The organism is Domibacillus antri (assembly GCF_001936625.1).
GTDB classification, from domain to species: domain Bacteria; phylum Bacillota; class Bacilli; order Bacillales; family Domibacillaceae; genus Domibacillus; species Domibacillus antri.
In genome coordinates, this window is the sequence record NZ_MSDU01000027.1 from 1 (window position 1) to 19502 (window position 19502).

Here is a 19502-nt window from a genome sequence, read left to right on the forward strand (position 1 = left end):
TGGCCAGAAAAACATTGGCATCCCAGCGTAAGCCAGTGCATGTGCTTTCCCCATAAATCCTCCGCCGATCATTCCTACGTTTAACTTTTTCATTATTTTTTCCTCCATTTTTTTTGTTTTTTGTAAGCACGCAATTAGTAAATGATTCCACACAATTACATCATTAAATAGAACTATATACGCAAAAATAAACAGTAAAAGAAATTAAACCCGTTGTAATCGATTACATATAGATTAAAATTTTTTTTCAAACAATATTAAGATTTAGGATTTTACTATGTACCTTATCCATTCAATATTAATGTAATCGATTACATACATATCTTTTAAAAAACTTTTTAAAGATGTAATCTATTTAATGAATCACCAAAGGAATTCCCTTTATTACATAAAGATAGGAGCTTAAACCTTACATTTTTCTGTTTACATCAGTATATTGTTTACGAAACAAGTGTAATCGATTACATAAAAAAATACAACCCTTTTTATTTTTTGATTACTATATGTCGATTATTTTTGTAAAAATGATGATGGTTTCTCAATAATTCCACCTAACTGGTATAGACAACTAGTCCTATCACCGTTACACTTAGTATAACGAATAAAAAGAAATGAGGGACTGAAATGAATGAGAATATCATCCAAGGCGGATCTGTTTTTGCTGAACAAAACGTGTATTCACCTGGCTTTGTGCACATAAAAGGCGGGAAAATCGCCGCGTTGGGTCCAATCAGTGAATGTCCTATATCTGAAAACATTCCTTCTATTACAGTACCGGAATCGTATTCAATTTTACCGGGTGCGGTTGACATTCATATTCATGGAGCTGCTGGCGCGGACACAATGGATGCTTCAGAAGAATCACTTTCAAAAATAGCTTCTTTTCTTCCAGGAGAAGGAACGACCACGTTTTTGGCAACAACAATGACACAGTCAAAAGAAAAGATTGAGCATGCCCTTCAAGCCGCCTCCTCTTTTACAAGCCGCCCTGATCAGGCATTCATGGCAGGTGTGCATCTTGAAGGTCCGTTTATTTCAAGAAAACACCCTGGTGCACAGCCGGCTAATGCGATTATCAAACCGGATATATCCTTGTTTAAACACTGGAACGAACTGTCAGGCGAAAGAATTCGTCTTGTCACGCTGGCACCTGAAGAAGATAACAGTTTCGAACTTATAGCCTATTTACATAAGCAGCGCATTACGGCTTCAGCCGGACATACCGATGCCGTTTATGAACAGCTGAAGCAGGCGGAGCAGACCGGATTGACGCACATCACCCATTTATATAATGGCATGCGCGGTATGCACCATCGCGAACCAGGCACGGCGGGAGGCGCCTTTCTTCTTGATTCGCTGTATATAGAGATGATCGCGGACGGCATTCATGTTCATCCAGCTATGGTTCGTCTTGCTTACTGTCAAAAAACCGCCGAACGAACGATTTTAATTACGGATTCCATGCGGGCAAAAGGCCTTCCGGATGGTATATACGATTTAGGCGGTCAGGCCGTTTCTGTCGTCGGTGGAAAAGCAATGCTCGAAGATGGAACGTTGGCAGGCAGTACGCTGTCGATGCAGGAGGCTATCCGAAACATGATGACATACACCGGTTGCGGCGTTCGCGAAATTGTGAAAATGACTGCCGAAAACCCAGCAAAACAGGCAGGGTTATTCGACAGGGTCGGCAGTATTAAAACAGGGAAAGATGCGGACATTGTCATTTATGACGATCATATGAAGGTACATATGACAATATGCCGCGGTGTAAAAGCATATGGAAAGGAGCTAAAAAAATGAAGGTGATCCAAGCCAGCGATTATCAGGAAATGAGTCAAAAAGCAGCGAAATATGTCATTAAAAATGTGCGAAGGCAGCCTGATATTATACTTGGACTGGCAACCGGCTCCACGCCAAAAGGGCTTTATAAACAGCTTATCGCCGATCACAGCCAAAACGGCACTACATATGAACATGTTTCTTCTATCAACCTGGACGAATACATTGGACTGCCGGCACATGATCCAAACAGCTATCATTCGTTTATGGATGAACAGCTTTTCCAGCACATTAATATTCAGCCTCACAATAGGCATCTTCCAAACGGTGAAACGGACAGAATAGAGCAGGAATGCATGCACTATGAAGCGCTCATTGACGCAAAAGGAATCGATCTCCAAATTCTTGGCATCGGTGAAAATGGGCACATCGGCTTTAACGAGCCAGGCACATCCTTTGCGTCACAAACGCATGTCACGACACTTTCAGAGTCGACCCGCCAGGCAAATGCCCGTTTTTTTGACTCTATTCATTCAGTGCCAAAGCAGGCCATAACAATGGGCATTGCCTCTATTATGAAAAGCCGTAAAATTTTGCTGCTGGCATCCGGGCCGAAAAAAGCAAATGCGATCCGCCGGCTGCTGGATGGAGACATAAAGGAATCATTTCCCGCATCCATTCTGAATCACCATCCGCATGTCATACTATTAGCAGATAACGAAGCTCTATCAGCAGCTATTGGAAAGGAAGACAATGATGATTGATAAACATTCACCGACGCCGATATATTTTCAATTAGAGCATTCACTTCGCCGGCAAATTGAAGACGGTGAACTGCTGCCCGGTGAACTGCTGCCTTCCGAACGTGAATTTGCCGAAAAGCTTGGAATCAGCCGGATGACTGTCCGTCAGGCCATTACCAACCTTGTGAACGAAGGGTTTTTGTACCGTCAAAAAGGGCGTGGGACATTTGTGTCCGAAAAAAAACTGGAACAGAGATTATCCGGATTGACGAGTTTCACGGAAGATATGCGGATGCGTGGTCTAACGCCTGCAAGCAAACTTTTGTCCTTTAAAATTATCCCAGCGGATGTGAAAACAGCGGAGCGGCTGCAAATTCAAGATTATGCGTCCGTTTATGAAATTATACGTGTGAGGCTGGCTGATGAAGTCCCGATGGCCCTTGAAACAGTATATATGTCGGTGAACCTTGTCAAAGACCTCACGGAAAAACTGGTTTCGGCATCGCTTTATACCTATATTGAAAATGAATTATCACTCAGCATCGGCCGCGCAGCTCAATCCATGGAAGCTGTGCTGGCAACTGAAAATGAAGAAGAACACCTGCTTGTACCAAAGGGTGCGCCGGTTCTGTTCATTGAACGAAATACGTACTTAACTAACGGAACACCACTTGAACATGTAAAATCGTTCTATCGAGCTGACCGGTACAAATTGACGGTTGATATTAACCGGTAATGAAGAAAATTTTTGTTTTTCTTTATGATGGCAAATACAGCATAAATGAACATAGTCCGCCCTTTGTCATGCATCCTAAAACGAATCTCTGCAGTCACATAAAAACGTGCTTTCCAGATTGAAAGCACGTTTTACCATTCCTTCTTTGTTTGAAAGAGGCCTTCAAATAAAGGAAATATAAATATCGATAATGTTCCATTATTTTTTCTTTCTTCGAAAAGAGGAAGATTGTATCGCTTCAATCGCTTCACGCGTCGCATCCAAGTAGCCGATCGTTGATTCATATTGCTTCGATGCAACGGACATAAATAAGATATCCAATACATGAAGCTGCGCGAGTCTTGACGATGTCGCTCCGCTTCGAAAATTCGCTTCTTTTGTTGGAGAAGTATACAATGAAATATCTGCCAAATCTGCCAACGTGGACTGTCCATATCTCGTTAAGCTAATCGTTTTAACCCCTTTTTTCTTAGCTAATTCGATAATTTTAATAACTTCAATTGTTTCACCGGAAAAAGAAATGCCTACTACCACATCCTCTTCCTGGTTCGCATTTGCGACAATGGTTGCTCCCATATGAGAGTCGGTAAATGCGGTTGATGATTTATGAATACGTAAAAATTTTTGCTGAGCATCAATTGCAGGAATAGAGGAGGCACCAACACCGAAAAAGTGAATAGAGCGGCAATTTAATACCGTTTCAACAGCACGCAGCATTTCTTCACTATCAAGAAGCTCTGCTGTTTCAAGTAATGTCTGAACTGCTAAATCCGTCACTTTATGAATCGTAGCCTCTACAGGCTCATTTGGCTTAATATCGCGAGTCCCAACCTCTTTTTTTCGCCCAAGATCACCGCTGATTCGTACCTTTAAATCTTGAAACCCTTTTAACTTTAATGATTTACAGAGTCTTGTTACAGCCGCACTGCTCGTCTGACTTTCTTCTCCGAGTTCAGAAATGGTCATACGAACAACTTTTTCAGGTTTTTGTAGAATAAATTCTGCAATCTTTTGCTCAGAAGGAGGCAGCAGCTCTTTCATTTCTTCAAGCAAAACTAATGCTCCGCTGGAAATACTCATTATTATCCATTCCCTTCCGAACATCGTTATTCATACAATAAGTATGGTTTCCGCTTTTCTTCAAAGATAGAGGCGTCATTGTCTATTTTTTCTAAAAACGCATCGATTTCCCCTCTTTGAATAGCTTTTCTTAGTTTATCGGTTCCGCTGATTAAATCGAACATAAGCTGTCCGAAGTCATCATTTTGAACAAATGTAACGTGGTGTGGATATAAATCGTAAATCGTTTTGATTAAATATATTCCTGTTTTTAATGGTTCTAGTTTTGCCTCATCTGTTACATGCAGTTGAATCCCTTGACACACTTCATCTTTATATTTTTGATAGGAAGGTGTAAACGATAAAGCACGTGCTTTTACTCCTGGAATATTATGTTTATTAAATGCATTTTGTAAGGCGATACCTTCAATAAATGGAGCTCCTGCGACTTCGAACGGCTGTGTTGTTCCGCGTCCTTCCGATACATTGATTCCTTCTAACAAACATGTACCCGTATAAAGCAGCATCATATGGTAATTCGTTGTATTCGGTGAAGGCGGAACCCATGGCAGACCTGTCGTTAAAACGGTTTGATTACGGCTCCACCCTGACATTTTGATGACATTTAACCGGCAATTTATATGAAACTCTTTATTAAAATAGCCTGCCAGCTCTCCTACAGTCATCCCATGCCGATTAGGAAGAGGGTACAAGCCGACAAATGATTGAAATCCTTCTTCAACAAAATTACCTTCTACTTTTTCACCGCCAATTGGATTTGGCCGGTCTAACACCACCATTTCTTTTTGACAGGCTGCACATGCTTCCATCATATAAGCCATCGTGTAGATATACGTATAATAACGGCTTCCGATATCCTGTAAATCAAATAAGACGACATCAAAGGTGTCCATCATTTCGGCAGTAGGCTTCCTCGTAGCTCCATACAAACTGTACACAGGCAGCCCTGTTTCTTTGTGAACCATATCGGCCACTTTTTCTCCTTCTTTTGCGGATGCCATGATGCCATGTTCCGGTGAAAATAGAGCAGTGAGATTCATACGGCGGTCTTCGTGAAGCAATTGAATGGTGGTCACCAAATCCCGGTTTGTTCCTGTCTGATTCGTAATTAAGCCAATGCGTTTTCCTTCGTAATGCTCCGCATGGAATTCTAAAAACACTTCAATACCCGGTTTAACATGGTTTTTCATAAAAAGCCCCTTCCTTCAACCGTGACTGGAAGCTTTCCTGATAAAACAGTGCTGCCAGTAAAAGCTTCCGCCACCGTTTCGTAGGCGGTTTCAGTAATTTCATATGTGAAAATAACTTGATGAGCACCCAATAAAAATGAAGCATCATATGGGTTTCTCAATACAATCGCATCGACTTTTCCATGATAAGCTAATAAAGATTTGATAAGGTGCTGCTGGCTTTCATCCGACGATGCGTTAATCGTCATTACAATGATACGATCAAATTTTTTGCTTTTTTCTATGACCGCTTGAACGTCAGTCTTCATAATAGGATTTGCCAACTCAATCATGCCGGTTAAAGAATGATGGCTTTTTAAAACTTCTGCAAAAATACGTGTTTCAAAGCGGCGGTCTTCTACAAGAGATGCATATTCGTTTTGAGGACAAACCACTAACACCCGCTCTTCTTTTTCAATTTGAACAATGTTGTGTCCTCCAAACACCGTAATCCCTTTTCGGTAAATATTTTTCATTTTACGCTGGTGTTCTTCCACTTCTTCTTGTTTTAAAAAGGGACCGGTTTCAAAAAACGTTTTTTTAGCCATATCTTTAATTCTTATTGCCGACTTCTCTATTTGTTCAATTGATAAATCTCCTTGTTTAAGCGCTTGTACAGCTTGAAGGATAGCTTGCTTTTGAAGGGAATAAGAGTGGGAAATCATGACAAAATCAACCCCGGCTTTTAGTGCTTCTATAGCACCAGTGACTGTGCCAACCCCATTCTTAATTGCCTCCATTTCCATACAGTCTGTTGTAATGACACCGTTAAATTGAAGAGTTTCTCTGAGTAAACCTGTTATGATGGCTTTTGATAAAGTAGCAGGACGGTCTTTATCCGATTCAAGTGCCGGAAAAAAAACATGTGCAGTCATCACGGCGTCTGCTCCCGCTTCAATACAGCGGATAAAAGGAACAAGCTCCACCCTTTGAAGCCTCTCCATGTCATGTGTAATAACAGGAAGACTTATGTGAGAGTCGACATGTGTGTCTCCATGACCCGGAAAGTGCTTTAAGGTTGTTCGAACACCGCCAGCCTGCATCCCTTTCATCGATTGTTCCACAAAATCGGCCGTATGGTTTGGATGTTCTCCGAATGATCGGATGCCGATAACCGGGTTATCTGGATTATTATTAATGTCAGCTACAGGAGCTAAATTCCAATTCACCCCCAGCGCCCGTAATTCCCTGCCTGTTACAATACCAGCTTCATACGCAAAAGACGGGTTTTGCGAAGCGCCAAGCAGCATAGAACCCGGTACAATCGTTGTGCCTTCACCCAATCGTCTTACGGCCCCATTTTCTTGATCGGTACAAATCAAAAGAGGATGATCGTAGCCTGCCCTTTGAGCTTCGTTTTGTAATTGAGACGTTAGTCTCTTTAATTCAGCCGGCGTTCCAATATTACGTCCAAATAAAATAATACCGCCGACATGAAAGTCATGAATCAACTCTTTTATTTCAGGTGTTACTTCTTTTCCAGCAAAACCAACAATGAACATGCGGCCCACTATTTTTTGATTAACCATGACGCCCTCCTTGTTCAAATATAGCTGAAGTTGATTGGAAATTTGTCACAAAATCAGGATGCACGGTTTCATGTAAGTCGTGCAAAGCCATAATGACAGAGCCGCCAGCCGGATCAATGATTGGGAACTGATAGTCAAATGAGTAGCCTAACTTGGTGCTTTGTTCTTTTATTTTTTCTTGCAAATAAAGAGAATGTGTTAGCAAACCGCCACTTAAAATTACTGTCTGTTCTTTCAAATTGCAAAATAATTTCTTTTGTAAAGCCACCATTGCATCCGTTATGTGACATGCAGCTTCTTCTAAGATTCGCATTGCGGCATTATCATTTTCATTGGCGGCCTGCACGATAAGAGGAGCTAATCCGGCAATCACCACTTTCGGATTTTCAGATCGATAAATGGCTGGAATGAGCTGTGTAACTTGTTGGATCGCAAAATGCGACAGAAATAATTTCGTTAACATCGTTGGTTCGCCTCTACCATCATGGGCCTGCATGACAGCGGACAACGCTTGAGCTGAAATATGATAGCCACTTCCTTTATCATCGAACAAGTATCCCCAGCCGCCGACACGTTCAAACTGTCCTTTCGTGTTTACTCCATATGTTATCGTGCCCGTACCCGCAATTTGCAGCATACCCGGATTCCCCAGCGTACCCGCATAGAGAGCGTTGACCGCATCATTATGTACGCGCATCGTATATTTTCCTTGCGTCAGTTCGTTAAAAATGTCATTTAAAAATGACCAGCTTTTATCTTCACCGGCACCCGACATTCCTGCAAAACCATAGGATACTTCATCATATTTATCCGGTGCCTGGCGATAAAGATCCATTAATAAAACACGTAAGGTATTTTTTATATGTTCACAGGAACCGGCACTCAGATTACTTGGTCCCGTAACGGAGAGCGCATAAACACATCCCGTTTCATCAGCCAAAATAGCTTTTGTTTTCGTTCCTCCTCCATCAATTCCGATGACATAAGACATGGTTTCCCTCCGCTCTAAATACATAAAAGCCAGACAGTTCTTGCGAATGCAAGAATATATCTGGCTTTTTATTACTCATGATTTAACGCTTGCCGCACGAAGCCATCAGAAGACGCCAGCTTTCGTTCTGCTTCTTCACACGAAATATTTAAATGGTGCATGATAATGGCTGTTTTCACTTTAAAATTCGCTTGTTCCAGCAGAGTTTCTGCTTCTTCCAAGCTTATATGTGTAATGGTGGACAGCATTTTCTTCGCTCGCTCTTTCAGCTTATAATTGCTCACATTTACATCAATCATCAAATTTTCATAGACTTTGCCAAGCTGAATCATAGCAGCTGTTGAAATCATATTAACAATCATCTTTTGAGCCGTTGCTGCTTTTAAGCGCGTTGAACCTGTCAAAACTTCTGGTCCTGTCACAGCCTCAATGGCAATTTCAGCGCATTGACTGATCCCCGCTTGCGCATTGTTTGAAATCGCGATCGTCCCTGCTCCTACTTCTTTAGCGTAAAGAAGACCACCTTTTACGTATGGTGTCCGACCGCTTGCTGCGATTCCAACGACTGTATCATTCGGCCCGATCCCCATCTTTTTCAAATCTTCGGCACCTTCAAAATCACGATCTTCGGCACCTTCTACAGCTCTTTTAATAGCCCCTTCACCGCCTGCAATTACAGCTTGAACAAATGATGGAGATGTACTGAAGGTAGGCGGACATTCTACCGCATCCATTATGCCGATTCGACCTGACGTTCCGGCACCAATATAAATAAGTCGTCCTCCGTTTTTCATTCCTTTTACAGCTAATTCCACGGCCTTCGCAATCGAATCAAGCACTTTCTGAACAGCTTGAGCGACTGTCTGGTCTTCCTGATTCATTAAACGGACAATTTCATCTGTCGTTAACTGATCAAGATTCATCGACTGCGTATTTCTTCGTTCTGTCTGCAATTCTGAGATCACTTGATTGAACACCACCTTTTCACGCTCCTTTCTATGTATGAAGCGTATGATTTACGAAGGTTTTTTCTTCTTGTTTTCTTTTATTTTCTTGAGAACCTTCTTGGATATTGAATGTACTGGTTCGAATAAGGATAGAAATCATTCCAGCATAAAGCAGAAAAAATCCAATAAAAGTTAAAGCAAGCAATCCTGTAATGGAGAGGACCTGAATAAAAAAGACCACTGTATACCATGGATATTTTAAGAAATAGCGAATGGACTGATTCATCGCTTCAATCGTTTTCATTCCGTGCACAGCTACGAGTGCTGGTGCGTACATTTGCGTCAGTAAAAACATAACACAAAGGTATGTTTGGAAGACAGCGAACAAGAAAAAGCCGTATCCGCTGTTAAACTGTATGTAATACCACCATGTGGATACAGGAATCAAAATGGCTAAACTTAATATCAAACTTACTCCAACACTTCTACGATAAAGAGTGAAAAATCCTTTCCAAAAGAGCTTAACCAGCTTCTTCTTATGATGGAAGCGTTCATTTATGGCATAAATGGCAGCTGTTGTTGCCGGAATGACCATAACAGCTAAATAGAGAATGGCTGTTTGAATCGGCAAAATGACAACAGCGGGAATTATAAGCACAGACCACATCAAGCTGACAAGCAGTACTTCGACTATATGGAGATAAATTAAGCTTCCTGATTTAAGCAGGATTTGGCTTACAGATTTCATCTAAACCACCCTCTTTTCAGTACAAAATCAGCTGATTCTGAATTGTGTTTCCGGATCAAACAATGTCATTTTATCCATGTTTACGTATAACTGCTGCTTCGTAAATGCTTTTACAGGATAATCTGCGTTAAATTTCGCTACAATCGTTTCTTCTCCAATCGAAAAGTAGACAAGAAATTCAGAACCTAAATGCTCTACTACTTTTATAACAGGTTCAATGATGTTATGCGCCGGCTGGACCGTCAGCTGTTCAAGATTTAGAATATCTTCAGGGCGAATCCCCAGAGTAACCTCTTTTCCTTGATAAGCTTTATAGGTGCTAAGCATGTGCTCAGGCACAAAAAAAACATGCTCTGCAGTTTGAATGGTATTACCTTCAAGCCGTCCTTTCACAAAATTCATTGGCGGAGAACCGATAAAACCGGCGACAAACATATTCTTAGGATTTTTATATAATTCTTCCGGTGTATCAATCTGCTGGATCTCTCCTTGATTCATGACCACAATCCTTGTCCCAAGTGTCATAGCCTCCACCTGATCATGTGTGACATAGACAATGGTAGCACCTAACCGTTTATGAAGCTCTGAAAGTTCAATTCTCATTTGCACACGTAATTTCGCATCCAAATTACTTAGCGGCTCATCAAATAAAAACACTTTTGGATTTCGGACGATGGCACGTCCTACAGCAACACGCTGACGCTGTCCTCCACTTAGTTCACGCGGTTTGCGGTCAAGCAGTGTTTCCAAGCTTAAAATGCGCGCAGCCTCTGTTACTTTTTCATCAATTTCTGATTTCGGACGCTTTAAATTTTTCAGTCCAAATGACATATTTTCACGTATTGTCATGTGCGGATAGAGCGCATAGTCTTGAAATACCATCGCAATATCGCGATCTTTCGGATGTGCTTTATTCACGATCCGGTCACCAATATAAATGTCCCCTGATGTCTGCCTTTCAAGACCTGCAATCATACGCAGTGATGTCGTTTTTCCGCATCCTGAAGGTCCGACAAACACCATAAATTCTTTATCCCGTATCGTAAAATCCGCATTTTTGACTGCCATAAATTTACCTTTATTGTTGTCTTCAAATTCTTTTGAAACTTGCACAAATCGAACTTCAGACATGGATTCGTCCTCCTTACCCCTTTACAGCACCTATTGTGATGCCTTTCAGGAAATATTTTTGCAATACTAAAAAGACAATAAACATTGGAATTGCCGTCAAGACAGCACCTGCCATCATCGCTCCATAATCAGCTGTATATTGATAACGGAAGCTTGTTAACCCGACTTGTAATGTACGCATTTCATTCGAGCTTGTAACAAGAAATGGCCAGAAGAAACTATTCCAATTAGCTACGAATGTGAAGATACCGAGCACAGCAAGACCCGGTTTCGCCATCGGAAGAATGACTTTCCAAAAGATTTTCGGTTCTGAACAGGCATCAATCCTTGCAGCATCAATTAATGAAGATGGAAGGGAAGCCATAAACTGACGTGCCAAGAAAATATTAGCTGTTGTAACAATAGTTGGAATAACCAGCGCGAAATATGTATCCGCAATTTGGAAAGTGTTTACAATCAAAATATAAAGCGGAATGAGCGTAATTTGTCCTGGAATCATCATGGACCCTAACAAAATCCAAAAGATTGTATGACGACCTGGAAATTTTAACTTAGCAAAAGCATAGCCAGCCAACGAAGCCAATACAACGTTTGAGATGGTTAAAATCGTTGAGACAATTAAGCTATTCAAAAACCAGCGTGCAAATCCACCTACTTCGAATACTCGTTGATACGCATCCAACGTCGGTTGTTTTGGTATGAGTTGAGGAGGCACTTGTGTGATGGCAGTTGAATCTTTTAGTGAGGATACAAACATCCAAATAAGCGGGATAAACGTCAAGACAGCCCAAATGATGAGCACGACATAAATGAGGGCCAGACCTGTCTTTTTCCATAGATTCCGCTGTTTATCTTTTTTCTCATCCAGCTGGAGTTGGATCTGCTGTTGATTTGTCGTCATGTCTGTACCTCCTAGTACTCAATATCTGTTGACATAAATTTAAATTGAATGACAGATATAACAATAATAATGAATCCCAATACAAACGATTCAGCAGCAGCCAGTCCAAAATCAAATGATTGAAAAGCATGGTCATAAATTAAATAAGCAATCGTTGTAGTCGCCAGGTTCGGACCGCCCATTGTCATGACATATGCCTGCTCAAAAACTTGAAAGGAGCTAATAATTCCCATCACAAGCAAATAAAGCGTTGTTGGCTTTAATAACGGCCACGTAATGTTCTTTAATTTGGACCACCAGCCGGCATGATCAATATCTGCGGCTTCATAAAGGGATTTCGGAATGCCGCCCATTGCTGCCAAATAAAGCAGAATCCCTGCTCCGTGCGCGCCTAAATACGTCATTAAAATCAATGAAAACAATGCAGTATCCGGGTTGGCAAGCCACATAACCGAATCAAGGCCAAATAAGTTGAATATAGCATTCAAAAGCCCTGCACCTGTCGGGTCAAAAATCCAGAGCCAAATAAGTGACATCGTAATACCTGACGTTACACCCGGTAAATAAAATGCCGCTTTAAAGAAGGTCTGTGATTTATTATTCAACGGAAAAATCATCAAAGCGAGGAACAGCGTAATCAATATGTTAACAGGAACAGTGGCCGCTGTATAAATAAGTGTGTTTTTCATTGCCGTCCAAAAAACAGAACTGTTCATTAAGCTTTTATAGTTATCAAGACCAATCCATTCTGATCCTAATACGCTATACCGTTGAAAGCTGTAAATAAACGCCATTACAAGTGGATATACCGTGAATAGTACAAACAAGATTAAAGGAATCAAAATAAACGCATAGCACCAGCCGTAATCTCTAAAAAATTGCTTCGTGTTTTCCCAAGTGAACCGCTTTGTCTTTATTCCCGATGATTGACTTGATTCAATCATACCTTCATCTCCTTTCCTGAATTTTATTTAGAGGATCCAGACCTCTTTATAAAGGCCTGGACATAGTGATTTACTTAAAGCCAAGGGTTTTGGCATAGTCTTCCCATGCTTTTACTGTCTCCTCAGCTGTTGCATTGCCAATAATGAATGATTGATAGTTAGGAATCACCGATTCTGTTTTTAATTTCCCTGCATTTTGCACGATAGCTTCAGGAAGTTTCGCTCCCGGAGTTAACGTTGTAATATATCGCTGAACAAATTGACCGTTTGGTGTATCTAACTTCAATTCTTCTTTGTACATCTCTTGACCGGACTGGCGAGAAGGCGGAATGAACAATGTCGCGCCTAATTTTCCTGACTCTGTGCTTGTCAATTTTAATAATAGTTTCGCCGCATTTTCAGTATGCGCCTCGCCTTTGTCATCCTTTTGCTTGAATAACATTAAGCCGCCTGCACCACCGAAAGCATTTTCTTTTTCACCATCGTTATGCGGAAGCGGAAGCAGCACAAAGTCGATCTTCTCGCCATCTACTTTACCCGCGTCGATATCTGCATTACGGTTTTCATTTTCACGAATTTTGTAAGGTCCTGTACGTCCATAAATCATCGCTTGGCCATTGTTAAACATTACGTCAGCCTTCGCCGGATCAATTCCTCCCGTTTCTTTCGGCATGATGCCGTCATTTCGAAGCCTTTCTAAGAAAGAAAGTGTTTCCAGCGCTTTATCACCTTTAAACATAAACTCGCCATCTTCAGAAACCATGTTGCGCACTCCGTTTTGCATCATTAGCTGCGTATATGTTTCTTCATTTTGACCTTGAGTAACAAATCCGTACACTTCTTTGCCCTCAACTGTTTTTGTTCCTTTTTTCGCAATCTCGTAGAACTCATCCCATGTCCAGCCTTCTTGCTGAATTTTTTCTACATCAACCCCTGCTTCTTCAAGCATGGCACGGTTTCCACCCCACGTGTGAACAGAGATATAATGCGGGAATCCCCATAGCTGATCTTCATATGTGTACATTTGTTCGCCGAAATCATTTAAATCTGCTAAATCTTCTTCTGTTACATAGTCTGTAAGCGGTACAGCAAGGCCTGTATTGACATATTTTTCATCAAATAAGCTAAAGAAAACATCCGGCGGATTACCAGAGTTTAGCGCGGCTGTGAATTTCTTGCCGCCTTCCGCCCAAGATAAAATTTCGTGCTTTACTTTGACTCCTGGATTTTCCGCTTCAAATTCAGCAATCAAATCTTTCAAATCTTCTTCATACGACTGCTGTCCGGTTTCCTCATTCCCCTCATAATGAGGATATGTCCAAACGGTTACTACATCTTCGTCAGCATTTCCTTCACTATCTGTCCCCGCGCCTGTTTGATCCCCTTCATTTCCATTGCATGCCGTTAAAATAAGAATGAACGTAAGCAAAAAGACAAATAAATTAAATTTTTTCATTTAACTTCCTCCCCTTCCCTGTTTTTATGTACAAATGTGTTGCATGAAATCGTGCATCCCCCCTCTCAAGTGTTTATTTTTTTCATAGAAACATATGATTTCCAAGGTTTAAAGCCAAGCTTTTCGTAAAAGGTTACAAGCTGCGTCCAATCAATAACAAGATGATCCATGTGCCGCCTTATTAATTCATTAGCAGCGGCTTTGACAAGATCTAATCCCATATGGCTCCCGCGTATATCCGTTGAAATACCAAGAGGTCCCATTCCTCCTGCTTTTCCTTTAAGAAGCGGGGCCCAGTAAATGTTTTGAGGGATTATAGGAAATGTCCCGTCATTGATCCGGCAAAAGCCTTTCAATTCACCAGTTACAAACAGCCCCATAAAGTCACGGCCTGTCCCGCCCGATCTTCTGTATAATTCCGCCTCGTAATGCCAGCGCCCCGGAAATGAATAACGTAAAAAAGAAATCAGAGCATCAAGGTCTTTTTCTGTTAACACACGAAATTCTATCTGTTCAATTTCGTTATTATGCAGCGTATAAAAGTTGGCATCGGATACATGCTTGGTTAAATCTGTTTCAATCGATTGCGGAATATACCCTTTTTTCTTAAACCATTCTGTCGTTTTTGTCTGTTCTACTGGAATCCCGGGAAAATAATGCTCCACATCTCTTCCCAATCGGATTTCACTAATATGACAGGAAAACAATTCTTTTTCTGCATGAGCGAGCAGTTTCGAACCAATAGATCGATGACGATACTCTTTATCTACTAGAAGCGCTTGAATAGAACCGGCTCCTTGATCCATGTCAGCGGTTAATGGATCATGGACAACTTTAACAGACACAAAGCCAATGATCCGTTCTTTCTCATACAATGCCATGGAACCATGTCTCAGCAGATTTTTATTTTTCTTCGTATTCTGCTCCCATAATCTCTCTGTCATCGGAAAGCTTTGTGAGAGATGAGCATTCCAAAAGTCTGTTGCCGTCTTCGATTCAACCTCATGTAATGGCCGATATTCCATCTTCCCCTCTCCTTCATTAGAACCACCAATAAGAAAACGGTTTCATACCGTTCGAAAAATAAAAAACGTAATTTCGATAATTAATATCATTAATTTTAAACTTAATACGATTATAATTTTTAAAAAATAAATTTCAATACTTTTTTTGAAAAAATGATATAAATTATCAAAAAAGGTTGTAAGATATCAAGTTACGAAATAATAAATGAATTTTTATCCTTTGTAAAAAAAAAATTTATTTCTATATGCAAAAAAACAGCCCAGCATAAGCTGAGGCTTTCGCCATTATATAACTATTGTTTTTTACATGTTTTATTTCCATGTCATTTTTCAGTTCCTTTTACTGAAATCTTTTTAAGGGCATCTATTTTTTGTCATGCGGCTATAAAACTCCAGCAAGGCTTCTCCAATTGCTTTAATATTATCGATGTCTGTAGCGAAACCACCCAGCGAGTCATTTTCATATGAAGACAATTTATCCAGAAAATCAAGTTCGACAATACCGCCAGCATGTTCCGCTTTTAACTGAATGTCATCAATATAAATACTCACTTCATCTATCATCTGTACGTCAGGTAAAAGAATAAAGTTCCTTTTCAAATCATTGCCTCCTTCATCGGCTTCTTTTCGGCTGAATTTGTTTAACGAAACGTTTTGGTTCCTTTTTCTTCAAAAAAAAGAGCCCAGTCCACCTTTAATAATTCCGCAATTTTCTTCGCCACTTTTACACTTGGGTTACGATCACCGCTTTCAATCATTCCATAATACTGTCTTTTAATCTTGGCATAATCCGCTACATCCTGATGAGTCAAGTTCAAAGATTTTCTGGCATCGATCAAAAATATTCTCATCATCATCACCTCCTTGCCTGCCGATAAGCAACATTTCGTTTCCTTATATTTCCCATTATACGAAACATAATGTTTCTGTCAATGTATGAGCGAAACAATTTGTATCTTTCTCTTTAAGCAACTTATTGTTGCTGTATAATTCTTATATAGCAACGGATAGCGAGGTATTGTTATGTTCCCTGATATTTTAAAGAGATTGCGCAAAAATAAACAAAAGACGCAGAAGGAAATGGCTGAATTTCTCGGTATTACAAGACAAGCCTACGGGCATTATGAAAACGGAAGCAGGCAGCCTGACCTTTCTACGATTGAAAAATTAGCCGATTTTTTTGAGGTAACGACGGATTATTTAATTAAGGGTAAAGAAAGGAATGTGACGGACACTGACCTATCCGATGATGAAAAAAAAATGCTGGCTTTCTTTAAAAACCCTGAATTGAACCTTTTCTTTAAAGAAATGGCTCAATCTAAAGAGGAACAGCTTGAGGAAATGCGTCAAATTTGGGAGATTATTAAAAAACGCGGACTGACAAAATAAATACAGGGGATCTCCCTGCTGATCGCCTAAGGACGATCGTACAAAAAATAATTTCCTTTTTGCAGCAGCTCTGTCTTCCAATTGGCAGAGCTTTGTTTTAAACTAATTCCAATCTTATATTCTGTTCCAGTCATTTGGAAAGAGGGGATCTGTTTGGATTTCACAAAAACACATTTAGAAGATTTTATTGAAACATTTTACACCTCAATCGGCATTCAAGATCCTAATGAGCTTGGCATTGAAAGAATCGCTGCACGAATGGGTGTTATTGTTGATTATGTAGATGGTGTCAGCAAATGCTTTAAGATTGAGTGCTGTTCCGTCATTCTGCTTAATCAGCATCTCTCTCCTCATGCACAATGGCAGGAATTTGCCCATGAACTGTGCCACCTCCTTCTCCATGCCGGAAATCAGCATGCTCTCCCTTCCGCTTTCCTCGAATTGCAGGAACGGCAGGCAAATAATTTTGCTCTCCATTTTTGTATACCTTCTTTTATGCTTGAACGAATCAATCTCCCTTTTCAAAAACAAGCGGCGATCCTGGTCATCTCCGAAATATTTGGTGTTGAACCATCCTTTGCTGCACTTCGCTTTGAACAATATACCCGCCGCGTCCAGTCTCTTTATAACACCCGAAAGTAATAGATGATTGCTATTTCTGCATACTCCGTTATTCATCGCAGGCAGATTGGCCGCTGAAAAACGAAAACCCCGAATAGGTAATGTCCGCTATTCGGGGGTGCCATTATCAAATTACTCACATCTTGATGGTTCAATTAGTTGTTGTTCCGGTTATTGTTAGACTTTCCGCCTTTTTCGCCAATTTCCTGATAAAATTCTTTATCATGGTTTCTTGCTGTTGCTTCTCCGCCTTTTTCACCGATTTCCTGGAAAAATTCTTTATCATGTTTTTTTGCAGTTGCCTCTCCACCCATGCGTCCTGCTTCCTCACGGCTCATTTTTCCACCATTGTCGTTATTTCTGTTTGCCATCTTGCATTCCTCCTTATGGGTATGATTGTGACACACTGGTTGATTTCCCGCTCCGAGGAAAAGTAAACGTTTTTTTGAAATTCAGTAATAAATTCCTAATAATTATTTATTTTTAATTTGTATTTTATTTTATTGAAAAATAAGGACTAAATTATCATTCTTTAAAGAATACATATATCGCAGGTGCTGCGGGGAAAAATTGTTGTATAATGGATTTAATGGTTGATTCCTTCTTACTACGGTACAAAATGAGTTTCCATTTTAACGACCCATACTAGAAGGGTTTTATTTGTCTATTTAACATGTAAAACGATCTATTAAAAGGAGAAAAAGTGAAAAGAACATTAACTGATGAGGACCAGCTCAAAGAAACTGATACAGTAAAAACGATTTCTCTCCCGCCTGTTGTTCAGCAATTGCTTGCCCATTCAGGCAGCTCCGTTTCCGTTGAAATCGGGCAGGCACTGAGCGGAAAAACCATTGCCGGCGGAAAATACAGTTTATTGCATCATCGTATCACCCTTTATCTTGAAGGCATTCAAGAGCAATGCAAAGTGCTGTACGGCTCCCTTAAGCCGTTTGAAAAGCACCTTGCCGCTGTTTTTGCTCACGAACTTGGCCATGCAGAAGATAAAGAGTTAACGCTTCTGGCCGGCCAATTCGACCAGAGCATAGACCCTTTGGAGAAAAAACGGATCGCTTTGCGTATTGAAACAAACGCATGGGTCTATGCCCGCCGTTTATTAAATTATGAGGATGGAGAATTTTTGATGCTTCTTATGCACTATTCACTGGAGCCTTATCATAGCAATAGGAGATCGTACGATTAATCTGAAAGACATTCACACAGATTTTGCTTTTAGGCTTTCTAATGCTTGCTTTACATGGGCAAAAGTCATAATCGGTGACATATCAATTCCCGCCTTCACAATCGTTTGAGCGATTTCAGGGCGTAAACCTGTTACAATTGTCTGAACGCCCAGCAAACGAAGGATATTCTCAATATTATATAAATATTGGGCGATTTCTGTATCAATTGTAAAAATGCCCGAAAAATCAGCAATCAGATAGTTAAGCTGAAAATCGGCAATTTTCGGTACAACCTTTTCTAAAATATAGGCAGCCCTATACGAATCAATTGTACCGATCAATGGGAGAACGGCTAAACCATCTTGAATCGGCACTACAGGTGCGGATAATTCAGCCATCTCTTTTTGCGTCTCCTGTTTCAGTTGTTCACTAAGTCTCTCAAATGCAAAAAGCGTTTCATTGATGCTTATATCCAGCATGGCGTTCACCCGCTTAATAAGAAAAGCTGTTCCTTCAATGGATAGCCTATTCTCCAAACTAATTCTCGTTATGATTTCAGTAAAGATCATTCGGGTGGGCGGATAACGGACAATAATCTCTGATATCTTTCCACCTGAAGAGGCTTCACGTTCTCCATTTTGTTTACTCCATGTAATAAGTTCCTTAGGCATTGTCTCTTTTTCAGAAATAATGGATTTTCCCAAAAAACCAATAAAATCAATATACATATTCACTGCCTGCTCTTTTTCCCAATCAGGAATCTGTAAATTCATTTTTTGAAGAACAGCTTCAACAATTTCAACAGACAAAAATTTCGCGTTTTTATTTAAGTAATCAGCAACCTTGGACATCGACGCCATTTTTCCCACACCCTTAATACTGTAATGATTAAATTATAACCTAAAACAAAAAAAAGACATGCTCGGATCATATACATACTTGATAAGATCTCTCTTTTTTCCTACTATACATCTTTTTCTTCATTGCTTATGATCCACCGCCGAGAAAAAGGATCGTTCCTTTTCGTCAATCATACGTTTAGAACGATCCTTTTGGGGTGAATACCGATCAC

The 19502-nt window shown here is 40.3% G+C and carries 21 protein-coding genes; 6 read left to right on the forward strand and 15 right to left on the reverse strand.

Annotated features, from left to right (window positions below; genetic code table 11):
• Positions 1–624: 624 nt before the first annotated feature.
• Genes nagA through BTO30_RS11995 form a run of 3 tightly spaced genes read left to right on the forward strand, consistent with a single transcriptional unit; the run spans position 625 to position 3258 of the window.
• Positions 625–1800 (forward strand): N-acetylglucosamine-6-phosphate deacetylase, encoded by a 1176-nt coding sequence (gene nagA / locus BTO30_RS11985; protein ID WP_075398967.1) that lies wholly within the window; start codon positions 625–627, stop codon positions 1798–1800.
• Positions 1797–2543 (forward strand): glucosamine-6-phosphate deaminase, encoded by a 747-nt coding sequence (gene nagB, locus BTO30_RS11990; protein ID WP_075398968.1) that lies wholly within the window; start codon positions 1797–1799, stop codon positions 2541–2543. The genes nagA and nagB overlap by 4 nt, the downstream gene beginning before the upstream one ends.
• A complete protein-coding gene (locus BTO30_RS11995) occupies positions 2536–3258 on the forward strand; it encodes a GntR family transcriptional regulator (protein ID WP_075398969.1) in 723 nt (240 codons plus the stop codon). The genes nagB and BTO30_RS11995 overlap by 8 nt, the downstream gene beginning before the upstream one ends.
• A 198-nt stretch (positions 3259–3456) precedes the next feature.
• Here BTO30_RS11995 and BTO30_RS12000 read toward each other — a convergent pair whose 3' ends face one another.
• The 13 genes from BTO30_RS12000 to BTO30_RS12060 form a co-directional block, all read right to left on the reverse strand.
• Complete coding sequence (locus BTO30_RS12000; protein ID WP_083632400.1) at positions 3457–4338, reverse strand: MurR/RpiR family transcriptional regulator; 882 nt, start codon at positions 4336–4338, stop codon at positions 3457–3459.
• 26 nt (positions 4339–4364) lie between these two features.
• Positions 4365–5528, reverse strand: coding sequence for an exo-beta-N-acetylmuramidase NamZ family protein (locus BTO30_RS12005; protein WP_075398970.1), 1164 nt, complete (start codon positions 5526–5528; stop codon positions 4365–4367).
• Positions 5525–7096: a beta-N-acetylhexosaminidase gene (nagZ, locus tag BTO30_RS12010; RefSeq protein WP_075398971.1), complete on the reverse strand. Its 1572-nt coding sequence runs from the start codon at positions 7094–7096 to the stop codon at positions 5525–5527. The genes BTO30_RS12005 and nagZ overlap by 4 nt, the downstream gene beginning before the upstream one ends.
• Positions 7089–8087, reverse strand: coding sequence for an N-acetylglucosamine kinase (locus tag BTO30_RS12015; RefSeq protein ID WP_075398972.1), 999 nt, complete (start codon positions 8085–8087; stop codon positions 7089–7091). The genes nagZ and BTO30_RS12015 overlap by 8 nt, the downstream gene beginning before the upstream one ends.
• Before the next feature lie 71 nt (positions 8088–8158).
• Entirely contained in the window at positions 8159–9067 is a 909-nt protein-coding gene (gene murQ, locus BTO30_RS12020) for an N-acetylmuramic acid 6-phosphate etherase (protein WP_281248616.1), read from the reverse strand.
• Positions 9068–9083: 16 nt separating this feature from the next.
• A complete protein-coding gene (locus tag BTO30_RS12025; protein ID WP_075398973.1) occupies positions 9084–9782 on the reverse strand; it encodes a hypothetical protein in 699 nt (232 codons plus the stop codon).
• A 27-nt stretch (positions 9783–9809) separates the two neighbouring features.
• A complete protein-coding gene (locus BTO30_RS12030) occupies positions 9810–10913 on the reverse strand; it encodes an ABC transporter ATP-binding protein (protein WP_075398974.1) in 1104 nt (367 codons plus the stop codon).
• A gap of 13 nt (positions 10914–10926) precedes the next feature.
• Complete coding sequence (locus BTO30_RS12035; protein ID WP_083632402.1) at positions 10927–11814, reverse strand: ABC transporter permease subunit; 888 nt, start codon at positions 11812–11814, stop codon at positions 10927–10929.
• Between the two features lie 11 nt (positions 11815–11825).
• Positions 11826–12758: a carbohydrate ABC transporter permease gene (locus BTO30_RS12040; protein ID WP_075398975.1), complete on the reverse strand. Its 933-nt coding sequence runs from the start codon at positions 12756–12758 to the stop codon at positions 11826–11828.
• 70 nt (positions 12759–12828) lie between these two features.
• Positions 12829–14214, reverse strand: coding sequence for an ABC transporter substrate-binding protein (locus BTO30_RS12045; RefSeq protein ID WP_075398976.1), 1386 nt, complete (start codon positions 14212–14214; stop codon positions 12829–12831).
• A gap of 65 nt (positions 14215–14279) precedes the next feature.
• Positions 14280–15239 carry a GNAT family N-acetyltransferase gene (locus BTO30_RS12050; protein ID WP_075398977.1) on the reverse strand — a complete coding sequence of 320 codons (960 nt, stop codon included), beginning with the start codon at positions 15237–15239 and terminating at the stop codon, positions 14280–14282.
• A gap of 354 nt (positions 15240–15593) precedes the next feature.
• A complete protein-coding gene (locus tag BTO30_RS12055; protein WP_075398978.1) occupies positions 15594–15839 on the reverse strand; it encodes a hypothetical protein in 246 nt (81 codons plus the stop codon).
• A 41-nt stretch (positions 15840–15880) separates the two neighbouring features.
• Positions 15881–16093, reverse strand: a complete 213-nt coding sequence (locus BTO30_RS12060) for a helix-turn-helix transcriptional regulator (protein WP_075398979.1) — start codon at positions 16091–16093, stop codon at positions 15881–15883.
• 169 nt (positions 16094–16262) lie between these two features.
• Here BTO30_RS12060 and BTO30_RS12065 point away from each other — a divergent pair, with 169 nt between their 5' ends.
• Positions 16263–16628: a helix-turn-helix domain-containing protein gene (locus tag BTO30_RS12065; protein WP_075398980.1), complete on the forward strand. Its 366-nt coding sequence runs from the start codon at positions 16263–16265 to the stop codon at positions 16626–16628.
• A gap of 153 nt (positions 16629–16781) precedes the next feature.
• Positions 16782–17270, forward strand: a complete 489-nt coding sequence (locus BTO30_RS12070) for an ImmA/IrrE family metallo-endopeptidase (RefSeq protein WP_075398981.1) — start codon at positions 16782–16784, stop codon at positions 17268–17270.
• A gap of 134 nt (positions 17271–17404) precedes the next feature.
• Here the strand turns inward: BTO30_RS12070 and BTO30_RS12075 are convergent, their stop codons facing one another.
• Entirely contained in the window at positions 17405–17620 is a 216-nt protein-coding gene (locus BTO30_RS12075; protein ID WP_075398982.1) for a KGG domain-containing protein, read from the reverse strand.
• 332 nt (positions 17621–17952) lie between these two features.
• On the opposite strand from BTO30_RS12075, the gene BTO30_RS12080 reads away from it, so the two are divergent.
• Positions 17953–18450: a hypothetical protein gene (locus tag BTO30_RS12080; protein ID WP_083632403.1), complete on the forward strand. Its 498-nt coding sequence runs from the start codon at positions 17953–17955 to the stop codon at positions 18448–18450.
• Between the two features lie 12 nt (positions 18451–18462).
• On the opposite strand, the gene BTO30_RS12085 is transcribed toward BTO30_RS12080, so the two are convergent.
• On the reverse strand, positions 18463–19281 hold the full coding sequence (locus tag BTO30_RS12085; RefSeq protein WP_342743409.1) for an STAS domain-containing protein: 819 nt from the start codon (positions 19279–19281) through the stop codon (positions 18463–18465).
• Positions 19282–19502 lie beyond the last annotated feature (221 nt).